This window comes from Bacillus sp. FSL M8-0063 (assembly GCF_038005545.1).
GTDB classification, from domain to species: domain Bacteria; phylum Bacillota; class Bacilli; order Bacillales; family Bacillaceae_G; genus Bacillus_A; species Bacillus_A wiedmannii.
Window position 1 is genome coordinate 3938826 of the sequence record NZ_JBBOTJ010000001.1, and the last position, 14708, is coordinate 3953533.

General features: G+C 36.6%; 12 protein-coding genes and 2 pseudogenes. 5 read left to right on the plus strand and 9 right to left on the minus strand.

The features are described from left to right. Positions 1–15 precede the first annotated feature (15 nt). On the plus strand, positions 16–960 hold the full coding sequence (locus MKX31_RS20070) for an iron-hydroxamate ABC transporter substrate-binding protein (RefSeq protein WP_064474709.1): 945 nt from the start codon (positions 16–18) through the stop codon (positions 958–960). Positions 961–971: 11 nt separating this feature from the next. On the opposite strand, the gene MKX31_RS20075 is transcribed toward MKX31_RS20070, so the two are convergent. After that, a complete protein-coding gene (locus MKX31_RS20075) occupies positions 972–1502 on the minus strand; it encodes a BofC C-terminal domain-containing protein (protein ID WP_000871201.1) in 531 nt (176 codons plus the stop codon). A 432-nt stretch (positions 1503–1934) separates the two neighbouring features. Here MKX31_RS20075 and MKX31_RS20080 point away from each other — a divergent pair, with 432 nt between their 5' ends. Continuing rightward, positions 1935–2378, plus strand: a complete 444-nt coding sequence (locus MKX31_RS20080) for a branched-chain amino acid ABC transporter substrate-binding protein (protein WP_081257175.1) — start codon at positions 1935–1937, stop codon at positions 2376–2378. 33 nt (positions 2379–2411) lie between these two features. Here MKX31_RS20080 and MKX31_RS20085 read toward each other — a convergent pair whose 3' ends face one another. From MKX31_RS20085 to nadB, 6 genes and pseudogenes are all read right to left on the minus strand, one after another. Further along, the gene (locus tag MKX31_RS20085) at positions 2412–3059 is read right to left on the minus strand and encodes a YhcN/YlaJ family sporulation lipoprotein (protein WP_048562224.1); all 648 of its coding nucleotides are present in this window, start codon (positions 3057–3059) and stop codon (positions 2412–2414) included. Positions 3060–3237: 178 nt separating this feature from the next. Continuing rightward, a pseudogene (locus MKX31_RS29320) lies at positions 3238–3675 on the minus strand (peptigoglycan-binding protein LysM); the annotation flags it as partial. A gap of 1554 nt (positions 3676–5229) precedes the next feature. Continuing rightward, positions 5230–5386, minus strand: a pseudogene (safA, locus tag MKX31_RS29325) (SafA/ExsA family spore coat assembly protein); the annotation flags it as partial. Between the two features lie 226 nt (positions 5387–5612). After that, positions 5613–6719: a quinolinate synthase NadA gene (gene nadA / locus MKX31_RS20095; protein ID WP_064474707.1), complete on the minus strand. Its 1107-nt coding sequence runs from the start codon at positions 6717–6719 to the stop codon at positions 5613–5615. Between the two features lie 30 nt (positions 6720–6749). Next, positions 6750–7583 (minus strand): carboxylating nicotinate-nucleotide diphosphorylase, encoded by an 834-nt coding sequence (gene nadC, locus MKX31_RS20100; RefSeq protein WP_098111528.1) that lies wholly within the window; start codon positions 7581–7583, stop codon positions 6750–6752. A gap of 19 nt (positions 7584–7602) precedes the next feature. Continuing rightward, positions 7603–9132, minus strand: a complete 1530-nt coding sequence (nadB, locus tag MKX31_RS20105) for an L-aspartate oxidase (RefSeq protein WP_088048073.1) — start codon at positions 9130–9132, stop codon at positions 7603–7605. 151 nt (positions 9133–9283) lie between these two features. On the opposite strand from nadB, the gene MKX31_RS20110 reads away from it, so the two are divergent. The 3 genes from MKX31_RS20110 (at position 9284) to MKX31_RS20120 (ending at position 11701) form a co-directional block, all read left to right on the plus strand. Continuing rightward, entirely contained in the window at positions 9284–10426 is a 1143-nt protein-coding gene (locus tag MKX31_RS20110; protein WP_064474704.1) for an IscS subfamily cysteine desulfurase, read from the plus strand. Then, entirely contained in the window at positions 10426–10968 is a 543-nt protein-coding gene (locus tag MKX31_RS20115) for a transcription repressor NadR (RefSeq protein WP_000812240.1), read from the plus strand. Before MKX31_RS20110 ends, MKX31_RS20115 begins: the two co-directional genes overlap by 1 nt. A gap of 85 nt (positions 10969–11053) precedes the next feature. Then, positions 11054–11701 (plus strand): MOSC domain-containing protein, encoded by a 648-nt coding sequence (locus MKX31_RS20120; RefSeq protein ID WP_064474703.1) that lies wholly within the window; start codon positions 11054–11056, stop codon positions 11699–11701. A 112-nt stretch (positions 11702–11813) separates the two neighbouring features. On the opposite strand, the gene pheA is transcribed toward MKX31_RS20120, so the two are convergent. Both pheA and MKX31_RS20130 read right to left on the minus strand, forming a co-directional pair. Further along, positions 11814–12665 carry a prephenate dehydratase gene (gene pheA / locus MKX31_RS20125; protein WP_064474702.1) on the minus strand — a complete coding sequence of 284 codons (852 nt, stop codon included), beginning with the start codon at positions 12663–12665 and terminating at the stop codon, positions 11814–11816. Positions 12666–12761: 96 nt separating this feature from the next. After that, positions 12762–14672 carry an ABC transporter permease gene (locus MKX31_RS20130; RefSeq protein WP_098111526.1) on the minus strand — a complete coding sequence of 637 codons (1911 nt, stop codon included), beginning with the start codon at positions 14670–14672 and terminating at the stop codon, positions 12762–12764. Positions 14673–14708: the final 36 nt, after the last annotated feature.

Genomic DNA, 14708 nt, shown 5'->3' on the forward strand with positions numbered 1-14708 from the left:
AGGGGTTACATCAGGATGAAACAGAAGCTATTTATTTTATTTACTATTATGCTAGTTGTTCTTTCTATCGTTGGCTGTTCTTCTCAAAAAGAAGAATCGAAAGCGAAAGAACAACCGAAAACAAAAGTTGTAAAACACGCTAAAGGGGAAGCTACAATTCCAGTAAATCCAAAGAGAATTGTTGACCTATCTGGATCAACAGAAGAATTATTACTTCTCGGACACAAACCTGTTGGTACAGCAAACACATATAAAGATAAAATCCAAAATCATTTAACAGAAAAATTAGACGGCGTAAAGGCAGTAGGTTGGTACTGGGCACCTAAAGTTGATTTAGAAGCTGTTACTGCATTAAAACCAGACTTAATTATTTTAAATAATCGTCAGTTGAAGATCTATGATCAATTAGAAAAGGTTGCACCAACAGTTGTTTTAGAAACAAACTTAGAAGACTGGCGCGGTAAGTTTAAAGAAGTAGGTAAACTATTTGACGAAGAAAAGAAAGCAGACAAATGGATTGCAGACTACGATAAAAAAGCAGACTCTTTATCTAAAAAAATTAAAGAAAAAACAAAAGATGAGAACTTTATGTTCGTCGCAGTTACACCACAAAACTTCCGTGTATACGGTAGCTTCGGATACGGTGACATCATCTTTAATGACTTAAAACTTCCAGTAACAAAAGGTACAGATTTAAAACAAACGATGGCACAAGTATCGCTAGAAGGTCTTGTTGCATTCCAACCTGATCAAATGTTTATTGTAAACTTTGGCGGCGAAGCTGATAAAGTTTACGAAGACTACAAAAACAGTGCCGTTTGGAAAGACAATAAAGCAGTTAAAAACAATCACGTATATGAAGTATCAAATGAAATCTTCAATACGAAAGCTTTCAATCCAATCGGAAAAGATATGCTAATTGATGAAATCGCAAAACAAATTTTAGATAAAAACAAGTAAAAAAAAGCAGCTCACCATGAGCTGCTTTTTTTCTTATTTTGCACTGCGTATTGCTTCATTTTTTCAATCGTCTTCACAAAACCTTCTTTTGATTTAATGCGAATACCACGCTTCAATTTTGCACGCTCATAACTCTCCAGCTTTTTCATATCAATTTGAAAGAAGGAATGAATCGCATTATCACTTTTCGGTACACCTTTAAAAATTTGTAATATCCCTTCCTCTGACACACCAAAATATCCGCTCGTTTTCAATAATGGAGAAATATCATCAACTTTCTTTTGTAATACGATTTGTACATCATCACGATCAACGAGCTGCCATTCTTTATATTGCTGTAGAAACTTTTCTAAGTCCGCTACTTTTTCTGTAAATATTTCCTCGCTTACTTCTCCATCAACATACATTCGCTCTAATAAAATTGTAACTTCCGGCTCTTTTTCTGTTACTTCTGGTACTGGCCCTTCCGCCTTCACATTCGTTTCATAAACGAAACAAAACATCATAACGAAAGCTTGTACTGCAATCAGTATCCATTTCATTTCCGTTCACCTCTTTTAGGCAAAATCAAACTTTCATTAGTAGTTTTTCCGGAAATGGGGGTTTTATCCATATAAATGACCGTATTACATTTCTCTCGAAAATAAAAAATGCAGATAAAGTTTTATCTTTATCTGCATTAGCATTTGTTTTTATATAAAATGAAAGACGCCTGCAAAGCAGGCGTCTTGATGCGTTTACGGCGAGAGACCAGGCGACCACATTCGCGTGTTTAGCACTTAAGCATATCTCTCGTCTTACGTAAATTAGCTCATCGCTTTGCTAATATAACATTAATAAATTATAAGTGCAACATGTTTATAAAAATATTTTATTTCCTCTTTCACCCAAACGAACTTTATGTAAATTATAAATTGATAAATGCAATATATATGTTACAATTAATATAACAGCGAAATCATAATAAACAGGAGATGGATATTGTTAAAAAAATAAAGGATGAACGTCTCATTCTGAAAACATTAAAAAACATACGTATTGCCTTTCTTTTTCAATCGCTTGGTATAATTGGCATTTTAGGATATATCGGATTCACTGAAGGAATGGATCAAATTACGAAATCTCCATTATGGTTATTATTTATCCTTACAAGTATTGTACTTAGTTATTTACAGTTAAGCGTTTCTATCGATGTAGAAGAAGGCGAAAAGGATATAAAGTTAACTCCTTATTACAAAATTATTTTACGCTCTCTTATTGTAGGAACTATTATAGCTATTATTTATATTATTTTCAGTCCAGAAAGACCTCTCTTTGAGGCTATTCTAACAGGTAGTATTTTCTTTATATGTTTTTTAATTTCTTATTCCATTAGTTATTTCATTAAAAAACGTCGTTTACAAGACAACGATGAATAAAGAGGAAGGGCTACCCCTTCCTCTTTTGTTTTGCTATCGCATAGTACCAGTTAAACCGTAACGAATGTCTCGGAACATATTCCCTATATCACGATTAAAATCGTTTGTAACTGTACCGTTACGTAGGCGTGTACTCATTGCATCGACACGAGTAAACATGTCATTTCTTACAGAAACATATACATTTCTGTTTCCAACTTCATTTACAACGGCTTGACGAACTTCGTTTGCAAGTGCCGTTTCATTCGATACTGGATTACGCGGTTTTACTGCAATCGCCACATCGTTTCCATATACAACTGTAGACACGCGGTCTACGTTATTCATACGCTTTACACGATTTGTTATTTTTTCTGCTGTTTTACCATCATTGTTAATGTATGAATTGTTCATTGTAATATTACGTGTTGGATGCGGGTTAGCAATTTGACCGTTGTAATTTACATCTCGGTAATAATTGTTATATCCTGTATCATTACGACCATTTCTATATGTTACATAATCTGTATAACGATCATTACGCGTTACATTATCACGATACTGGTGTGTATCATTATAAGATGTACGCTCGTAATTGTAGTTACGTCCATCCATTGCATTATTATCTTTTGGTGTACCACATGCAGCTAATGCACTGGTAACTAACAAAGAAGCAGCGATCACTTTTACTTTCGTATTCAATACAAAAACCCCCTCTGTTAGAATGAGCTTCTTTTCTGAAAAGCTCCCTCTTATGATGAGTAACAGAGAAGGTTTTTACACTGTTAATATTTCACTGGGGATTTTCTAACATTTGATGTAAATCTTCCATTTTCAGAACGACTCTACATAAAAAAAGGCGGAAATAATCCCACCTTTTTTAAACTTCCTCTTCGTCCTCTTCTTCTGAAACTGGATCTCCAAATACATTTGGTGGATCCGGTTGATAATACATCGTTCCTGGCTGTGGCGCATATGCCGATTGAGTTGGTTGATAATATAAAGGATTCGCATATTGTGGTCCTCCAGGTTGAGGACTATATAACCTACTCTCTCCTCCGCATCCACAATCTTCTTCACCTTGTACGAGTGGCGGCATATTATTATCCATTGGCATCATATTTGGATTTGGCATAGACGTATATTGCGGTCCAAACGGTGCTCCTTGCTGATATGGCATTTGATATGGATTTTGTTGTTGATAATACGGATTTGGCGGCATCATAGGCTGTTGGTATGGTATTTGATATGGCATCATATTCGGTGGTTGATTATTATCCATTATCGGCATCATATTCGGCATTTGATTGTTATCCATTATTGGCATCATGTTTGGCATTTGATTATTATCCATTATCGGCATCATGTTTGGCATTTGATTATTATCCATTATCGGCATCATATTTGGCATTTGGTTGTTATCCATTATCGGCATCATATTTGGCATTTGGTTGTTATCCATTATCGGCATCATATTTGGTATTGGGTTATTATCCATTATCGGCATGATGTTTGGTGGTTGATTGTTATCCATTATCGGCATGATGTTTGGTGGTTGATTGTTATCCATTATCGGCATCATATTTGGCATTTGGTTGTTATCCATTATCGGCATGATGTTTGGTGGTTGATTGTTATCCATTATCGGCATGATGTTTGGCGGTTGATTGTTATCCATGATTGGCATGATGTTTGGCGGTTGATTGTTATCCATGATTGGCATGCATATTTGGCATTTGGTTGTTATCCATTATCGGCATGATGTTTGGTGGTTGATTGTTATCCATTATCGGCATGATGTTTGGCGGTTGATTGTTATCCATGATTGGCATGATGTTTGGCGGTTGATTGTTATCCATGATTGGCATGATGTTTGGCGGTTGATTGTTATCCATGATTGGCATGATGTTTGGCGGTTGATTGTTATCCATGATTGGCATGATGTTTGGCGGTTGATTGTTATCCATGATTGGCATGATGTTTGGTATTTGAATATTTGGCGGTATTACTTGTGGAATAACTACATTTTCTTTCGATACATTTGGTGACACGATGTTTCCTACATTTTCTTTCTTCACTTGCGGTGACATGATATTCCCTACATTTTCTTTCTTTACTTGCGGTGACACGATATTCCCTACATTTTCTTTCTTTACTTGCGGTGACACGATATTTCCTACATTTTCTTTCTTTACTTGCGGTGACACGATATTTCCTACATTTTCTTTCTTTATTTGAGGTGACACGATGTTTCCTACATTTTCTTTCTTCACTTGCGGTGACACGATATTCCCTACATTTTCTTTCTTTACTTGCGGTGACACGATATTATCTTTTTTCGTTTGCGGAGAAATGATGTTATTAGGTTTCATTTTAGTAATTTGAGGAGCAATTAACTCGCTTCCTTTTTTAATTACATCTGAAATTTTATATTCTTTTTTTGCTTTTATTGGTGGTTGCGGCGGCTGTGGTAATACATTTACCGAAAACTTCGTGTTTTCTTTTTCTGCTGGTTTTTGTTTTTCTATAACAGGTGGTTTTTGAATAACAGACGGTTTTTCAACTGGTTTTTCTATTTGAATTGGCTTTTCTTTTTGCACCTCTTTTTGTGGCTTTACCTGTACTTCTTTTTGCGGTTTCACTTGCATTTCCTTCTGTGGTTTTACCTGTACTTCTTTTTGTGGTTTTACTTGCACTTCTTTTTGTGTTTGTTGCATAGCAGGTTGCTGTGTAATTGGTGCTGATTGATACGTAACTTCTTCCTCATCTTCTATTCCAAGTGGCGTTGGTGTTGCTGCAAATTCTTTTTGCTGTACTTCTTTTACATATTGTTTTGGAGGTGCTGAACCTGCCCCAGCCTGTTGTTTTACGTGAACGCTGTTTGATGGTACTTTAATTTTCATACCTGGCATGATTAAATCTGGATTACTAAGTTGTGTATTTGTGTTTTTCAACGTATCAAAATCCACTCCGTACTTTTTCGCAATTTTCCAAAGGGTATCCCCTTTTTGCACGATATGAATTTTCAAATTTTCCCCCTCCTGTATAACTTATCTATAAGTAACAAATCTCATGAAGTAACCCTTTCTAAATAACGCTAACTTCTGTTCACTTGTATCACTTCTTCGATTTTTAATATCATTAGAAGTGGAATAAGCATAAAAAAATCGCAATGATTTCTTCAAAACAATGTATGCCCATTTCGTTCTCGTTATGATTATATGCATGAAAAAAAGCAACAGAAATACCGTTGCTTTACACACGCTCTAACATACGATTTAATGCGAGAACCGCTTCTTCAGTCACTTGTTTATCTACGCTAATAACGTTAATTTCTTCTCCTCTTTCTACCGTTTCAAGCACCCATAATAAGTGCGGCAGATCAATTCGGTTCATCGTTAAACACGGACACATAAATGGATTAAGTGAAACAATCTCTTTATCTGTATGTTGCTGAATAATTCGGTTCACTAAATTCATCTCTGTACCAATTGCCCATTTACTTCCAGGTGGCGCTGCTTCAATCATATCAATAATATATTTCGTTGACCCTGCGTAATCCGAAGCATCAACGACCTCATAACAACATTCCGGATGTACAATAATATTCATATCCGGATGATTTTTTCGTACATTCTCAATGTTTTTCACTGTAAAGTTTTGATGAACCGAACAATGCCCTTTCCATAAAATCACTTGAATTCCTTCTATATCTCCATCGTATTCTAATGAATCTGTATGCGGGTCCCATACTGCCATTTTATCTAACGGGATACCTAAATCGTATGCTGTATTTCTTCCTAAATGTTGATCCGGTAAAAAGACAAGACGCTCTTTTTGTGTAAACGCCCAAGACACCATTTGTTTTGCATTAGAAGAAGTTACTGTTGCTCCGCCATTACGACCACAAAACGCTTTAATTGCAGCTGTAGAGTTAACATATGTTAACGGAATCATCGTATCTCCAAATAATTTTGCGAGCTCTTTCCATGCTCTTTCTGTTTGTTCAATATCTGCCATATCTGCCATCGAACAACCTGCACGCATATCTGGCAAAATAACGATTTGATCATCTGTCGTTAACATATCTGCTGTTTCTGCCATAAAGTGTACGCCACAAAATACAATATATTTTGCTTCTTTATTGCTCGCTGCAACTTGCGCAAGCTGAAGCGAATCTCCTGCTGCATCAGAAAATTGTACCACTTCATCTTTTTGGTAATGATGCCCTGGAATAAATAGTGTTTTCCCCATTTTTTCTTTAATTTCACGAACACGCTTTTCCATATCTTCTGTTGACATCGTGTAATAACGCTCTGGTAACATCGTTTCAATCGGTTGTACTTTTTCTAAAATACTCATATCCCTTTCTCCCCCTCTAAGCCACTTTCCTTACGCCTCAATATTGAAACTAATATCAAGTGCTTTCACTGAATGTGTTAACGCTCCAAGTGAAATATAATCGACCCCTGTTTTTCCATATTTCGATAAACCTTCAATTGTAATGCCTCCTGATGCTTCCGTAACGATAGCACTTGGTACAATCTTTGAAAACTCCCGAATCTCATCTGGCGTACGGTTATCAAACATAATAATATCCGCACCAGCAGCTACAGCCTCTCTCACTTGCTCCTCCGTTTCTGTTTCCACTTCCACTTTCACCATATGTCCTAATTTTTCTTTCACCGATGTAACAGCTTTCGTAATAGAACCAGCAAAAGCAATATGATTGTCTTTAATCATGACACCATCATATAAACCGAAACGGTGATTAAATCCACCTCCGCACACGACTGCATACTTATCAAACATACGTAGCCCTGGCATCGTTTTTCGCGTATCACAAATACGTGTATGACCACTATCTAAAGCAAGGACAGCTTTATGTGTCATCGTAGCTATCCCGCTCATACGCTGGATAACGTTTAATATAACGCGCTCTGCCGTTAATAACGAAGCAATTGGCCCTTGCGCAGTTGCTATTATTTCGCCCTTTTCTACAAGATCTCCATCTTTTTTATGAAGCTCCACTTCAATTCTTTCATCAATTAATTTAAATCCTTCTTCAATTACTAAACGCCCCGCAAAGACACCTGTATCCTTCGCAAGAAACGTTCCTTTTGAAAGTAAATTGTCTGGAAAAATAAGCTGAGATGTGACATCTCTTTCTCCTATATCTTCTAGAAAAAATCGATTTAATGCTTCTATCACTTTTATCGTGTTCATAGAGCCCCTCTTCCCTTCATCACACAAGTTGTAGTTTTCTTTTCACTCGAACGATCTCTTTTTTTACGCTATTTCTATCTGGATAATCACTTCGATAATGGCCACCAATACTTTCTTCTCTTTGCAAAGCTGATACGACTATAAGCTCACAGGCTGTTAACATATTAATAAGCGTTATCTCTTCATTTGTAAGAGCATCATGTTGTAATATCATATTTCGAACACCGTACTTACTAAGCCATCTCTTTGCATAAGATAAACTTTTCTCTGTTCGCACAATCCCAACATATTTCATCATGCATTCTTGTATTTCTTCTTTCGCCGGCAAATGATTCAGAACAATAAACTTTTTTTCCTTCTCAGCCACGTTGTTCCAGCTTTCTTTTGTCGCTTTGGTTAAAATATGTTGTCCTATTCTTTTTCCAAACACAAGACCTTCTAATAATGAATTACTTGCTAATCTATTTGCTCCATGAACACCATTACAAGCTACTTCACCGACCGCATATAAATTTGGAATGGACGTCTCCCCATCACAGTTCGTTTTCACGCCGCCCATATGAAAATGAGCACCGGGTACGACTGGAATGCGTTTTTCATTTATATCGACACCATTTTTTTTACACAATGATGATACAGTCGGAAAACGTTCTTCGAAATTTTGGATAGACTCGATATTTACATACACTTGTTCACCCGCCAAAAGCTGCTCATGAATCGCTCTTGCTACTACATCACGTGGTGCGAGATCGTGATCAGGGTGTATATTCATCATAAAACGCTGCCCTTTTCCATTCATAAGGACAGCTCCTTCGCCACGGACAGCTTCAGAGACGAGGCCGCAGCATCGCCCGCTTGCGTATAACATTGTTGGATGAAATTGTACAAACTCTAAATCTACGAGCTCCCCGCCTGCGCGGTACACCATCGCAAGTCCATCACCCGTAATTGTCTTATCATTAGAAGTAAAGGCGTATAAACCGCCAATCCCGCCTGTTGCTAACACCGTATACTCTGCAACGTAACGCTTCAACTTTCCTTCACTAGTTCTTGTTAAAACTCCAACACATTTATCATTTTCTATAATAAAATCAAGCACCATTTCCTGTTCCACTACCGTAACGTGCGGAGCTACTTCTTGAATGAAATGCTCTAATAAATTCTTTCCTGTTGCATCGCCACCTGCATGTAAAATACGACGCTTTCGATGTGCGCCTTCTTTTCCAAGATGAGGACCCGTTTCATCTCCATCAAATTTCATTCCATTTTCAATGAGATTATTCATTTCTTTCGGTCCTTCCTCGACTAAATAACGGACCACATCTTCATTGTTATAATGACATCCTGCTACTAACGTATCTTCAAAATGATCATTTGGATTGTCATATGTAGCAACCGCTGCGGCAATTCCACCTTGCGCTAAATATGTATTATTATTACGATTTGTTTCCTTTGTGATAATAATCACATTCTTTTCGTGACAAATCTCTTTCGCAACACGAAGTGCCGCAACGCCACTTCCAATAATTAAGACATCTGCACTTGGCATAATTGTTGCCTCCTACTTTACACTTTTCAACTGTCTTGACACCTATATTTACATAGTTTTAAAATAATGACAAGAGTTTTTTATAATTCTTATTTTCACTACCATTAAAAAAATATAAGAAATGTAACTCTTACTAGGGAGAGGAACTTACATGATGATATATCTTGACTATGCAGCTACTACACCTATGAGTGAAGAAGCATTACACACATATATGAAAGCAGCATCGCAATACTTCGGAAATGAACAAAGTTTACATGATATTGGAGGAACAGCCTCTTCTTTATTACAAGTTTGCCGAAAAACATTTGCTGAAATGATTGGCGGAAAGGAACAAGGGGTATTCTTCACAAGCGGCGGCTCGGAATCCAACTACCTTGCGATTCAATCCCTTCTCAATGCTCGAAATAAGAAGCACATTATTACGACACCTATGGAACACGCATCCATTCGAAGTTATTTTCAATCCTTACAATCAGAAGGGTATACAATTACTGAAATTCCTGTTGATAAAAGCGGGGTAATCCATTTAGATGATTTAGAATCAGCTATTACAGAAAATACTGTTCTAGCAAGTATACAGCACGGAAACTCTGAAATTGGAACCGTTCAAAACATCGCAGAGATCGGAGCACTTTTAAAAAAATATAACGTTTTATTTCATTCAGATTGTGTACAAACATTTGGTAAACTTCCTATCAATGTTTTTGAGATGGAGATTGATAGTCTTTCTGTTTCAGCACATAAAATATACGGACCAAAGGGTGTTGGCGCTTGCTATATAAATCCCCAAGTTCGCTGGGCACAAATATTTCCGGGAACTTCTCACGAAAAAGGGTTTCGTCCAGGTACAGTAAACGTTCCTGGCATCGCATCTTTTTTAACAGCTGCTGAGAATATATTAAAAAATCAGCAGGAAGAAAACTTACGTTTTACAGAGTTACGATCCTACTTTTTAAGACATTTACAAGCGCTCCCTCTAGAAATTCAAGTAGAAGGTCATTCTACTTCTTGTTTACCACATATTGTTGGGGTTACAATAAAAGGAATAGAAGGTCAATATACAATGCTAGAATGTAATCGCCATGGTATTGCCATTTCCACCGGAAGTGCTTGCCAAGTCGGTAAACAAGAACCTTCGAAAACAATGCTTGCAATTGGAAAAACGTATGAAGAGGCAAAACAATATGTTCGCTTCTCTTTCGGACAACAAACAACGAAAGATCAAATTGATACTACTATTCATGCACTACACACAATTGGAAATCAATTTTATAGAGGTGTTAAATCATAATGAAACAAAATGACCAAAAAAAGATTTTAGGTGAAGAAAGACGACAGCTCATCCTTCAATGGCTTCTCGCTGCAAATGAACCGTTATCTGGGAATGAACTATCGAAAAAAACAAATGTAAGTCGACAAGTTATCGTGCAAGATATTTCCTTGCTTAAAGCACGAAACGAACCAATTATTGCAACTGCTCAAGGATATTTATATTTAAAACCACAAGAGAAACAACAAGCTTTCGAACGCGTAATTGTATGCCAACATAAACCAGCAGAAGTACGTCAAGAACTTACAATGCTTGTTGACCACGGCGTTACGATTAAAGATGTAAAAGTTGAGCATCCTGTATACGGTGACTTAACAGCATCCATCATGGTAAGTAATCGCTTTGATGTAGAGCAATATTTACAAAAAATCGAAAACACGAATGCTTCCTATCTTTCGCAACTAACAGATGGTATTCATTTACATACAATTGAGGCAGACTCAAAAGAGAAATTAGACGCTGCTTGCGAGGCACTAGATAAAGCAGGATTTCTCGTTTATTAATTCATGTAAAGCACAGAGTTTTTTTATCATTCTCTGTGCTTTTTTAATGCTATAATATTGTAATCAATTGTAAAGGGGATCAAACATGGGAATCGAACTCGTTCACTTTAGCATTGGCAAACCGAAACAAATGAAATATAGCGAAGATAAAGAAATGATTACTGGTATATGTAAAGAACTTACAGAAGAAGCTTTCCTCTCAAAAGACGGATTCCTCGGTGATGACGTAGCAGATTTAAAACACCACGGGGGACCTGATCGCGCAGTTTGTGTGTACCCACATGAGCATTACGCACTATGGGAAGAAGAATTTCAAACTACGCTTCCAGCTTCCACATTTGGCGAAAACATTACCGTAACAAATATGTTAGAGCGTGATGTTTGCATTGGAGATACATATCAACTAGGTGAAGCAATCATTCAGGTTACACAAGCAAGAGTACCTTGTAGCACGATTTCAAAACGTCTCGGTATTCCTGGCATACTGCCTCGCATTGTAGCAACTGGATTTACTGGTTACCTATGCCGCGTTCTTCAAGAAGGTACTGTACGTAAAGATTCTAAAATTACATTACTAGAACGTCAACCGAGCAATGTTTCTATTTTGTTCTCTAACGAAATTTATTTTCATAATAGAAAAGATAAAGATGGCATCGAAAAGATTCTTGCTGTTCCAGAACTAGCCGATATTTGGCGTGGTCAGTTAGAAGATCGTCTTGCGAAGTTAAAATAAATAGAATCCCACCATTTATAGGTGGGATTCTATTTTTCTATCACAAAATGTATTATCCGATGAAATTATATCAGCGATTAGAAGGGAAATGTCGACAGTTCATCCACTTCTCTTACAACCAATAAGAAGAATAACTCCCCAGCACAGTAACAGAAAAGCCGAGTGCTTCAAGTTCCATCGTTACGCCTGGCAATAATACATCATCGTATGCTTTATCGACATCGATTAAGAAAAAGTAATTTCCAAGACCTGTTTTCATCGGGCGAGACTCGATTTTTGATAGATTTAATTTTCTCCATGCGAAAGCTGATAACACTTGATACAGTGCCCCTGCATAATCAGCAGGTAACGTTATCATAAGTGTCGTTTTCTCTCCGCGGTTTTCTCCGTTATTTGGGAGTATTGCTTTCTTTTTCTTATGGAGCACGAGAAAGCGTGTATGATTATTTTTATGTGTATGAATGCTACGTCTTACGATCGTTAATCCATATTTTTCTGCGGCTGCTTCATTTGCAATAGCAGCGATTTTTTCTTCAGGATGTTCTTTCACATATTGCGCAGCAGCACTTGTTGATGTCATATCTCGAACAGTTACTCCTTTTAATTCTTCATTTAAAAACTTGTGGCACTGTGCAATGGCATGCGGATGAGAATGCACCGCATATACTTCATCCCACACTTCTGCATACTGCGGATGTACAAGTAAATGCTGCTGAATTGGTACTGTAATTTCTCCTACAATGGAGAGCGGCTGCTCATGTACAAGATAATCAACCGTTATATTCACTGAACCTTCTATGGCATTTTCTAACGGTACAACTGCGAAGTCTACATTTCCATTTGCAGCTGCATCAATACAATCTGGAATCGTGCGATACGGTACATGCTCTGCTTCCGGAAAAAAACGACTCACCGCCATATTTGTAAATGTTGCTTCTGGTCCTAAATATCCTACTCGAATCATCGTCTTTTCCCCTCTTTTTCGTTTTCTTACTGTTATACCATACTTTTTTATATTCTTCTATGTAAATTTCGAATATTAAAAAAAGACTAGCATTCGCTAGTCTAAATGTTTCCTATATTCTCTTTGAGCGAAAAAGAAATAAACGATGCATGCAGCGATATAAAACAGAATAAACAAGCCTACTTTTCTTAATGAACCATCCATAAAGATCGTATTATGAAACGTATATAGCGCAACTGCACTATGCATACTTCCTACTATAATTGGCGCAAAAAATAGCATACACAATTGCCAACGGGAAATTTTCCACACTTCTTCTTTCGTCATTCCAAGCTTAGAGAGCGCCCCGTACCCTTTACGATCCGATGAAATGTTATGAAACCATTTAAAATATACGATGCTACATGAAGTAAGAAAGAATAATATACTAATAAATGAGCCTAAAAATAGAGTAATATCGCCGCCTTCTTTCATATTTACATATAACTCCATATTGCTTCGAAATGCATTATTATCTTGTTTCATATGTTTCCGTAAATCTTCATTTAATTTCTTCGTCTTTTCGATATTTTGTAATGTGTAGCCTCTATATATCATTTTTTCAGAATCAGGAACCTGATTTGCTATACTGTCAAAATCTTCATCATTCATAACGAAGAACAGACCATTAATGTACGAAGGATGATGGTTAAATTGAACCCCTTCTTTCTGACCGTTAAATACGAATTGATATGGTTGATTCATTACTTGCAATTGAATCTCTTTTTGATCATACATATACGGATGATTGTATTTACTATAATAAACGAGTGTAACTGTTCCTTTTTTAGGATGATACGTTTTCTGTTTTTGTTTTCTTGCCTCTTGATTGTATTCACTTTCTTTAATGAGCGGCGCTACTTCTGTTTCTCCCTTATTGGACTGAAAAGATGCATACACTCCAACAAAACTCATAGTTTGAAAATCATTATACCCATATTGATGCAATAATTGTTCAACCGCACCTTCCGCAAAGACTTCATGAGAAGAAGTACCTTTTTCTATGTAAGAAAATGAGTGTACTCCCCCGCCCCGCCACATATCTTGCATACCAGAAAAATATAAAAATACCGTACCTGTTGCCGTAACTACAAACGTCGTTGCCATTGACATTAGAAAGAAAAAACGACCATTTTCCTTCATTCGATGTGACAATTGATTCACTATAAATAAATACGGGTATGTATACATAATCTTTTTATTTCGTTTTATCATTTCTAATATTTGAGCAGTGCCGTGTGTAAAAGAAAAATACGTTCCGAAAAAGACAAGTATAGACACAGGGAAAAAATAGAATGCTATCGTTATCACCGTCGCTTGTAACGCTAACGCATATCCTATCCCTAAACAAATAAAGCCGAATATACAAAGCCACATTGATGTTTTCTTCTCTTTTTTATCTGCTCGAAATTCTTTCAATAACCGAATGATTTTTATATTCCATATTCGTAAAGCACTTATAAAAGATAAAACAACAAATACGAACATATACGTAATAAACGTTCCCCCAATTGCTCTCACATCAAATATGACAGGGAGTTCTTTCGGAAGCCCCAGTAACATACTAAACACCATGAAAAAGAGCTTTAAAAAGATTATACCAAGCCCAATACCGAAAATATTAGCAAATACCCCGATCAATATTTGCTCGGTCATAATCACTCCTATTACGTTAGATTTCGTTGCTCCCATTAACATATATAATCCTAATTCTTTCTTACGTGCCTCTATGAAAATAGAAGTAGCGTACAAAATAAATATGACGAAAAAAGAAATAATTATAACATTACATATGATAAGTCCCCAGCGTACGTTTTGATACCACATCGTCTCTTGCATATACGGATGTACAATGACAGACATGTATGCAAAAGACGCAAATATCGCAAAACAACTACTTAAGAAAAACACTTTATAATTACGCCAATTTCCTTTTATATTTTGCAGCGCTAGTTGCCGAATGTTCATCTATCGTCCCCCTATAACTTACTACATAGGCAAAAA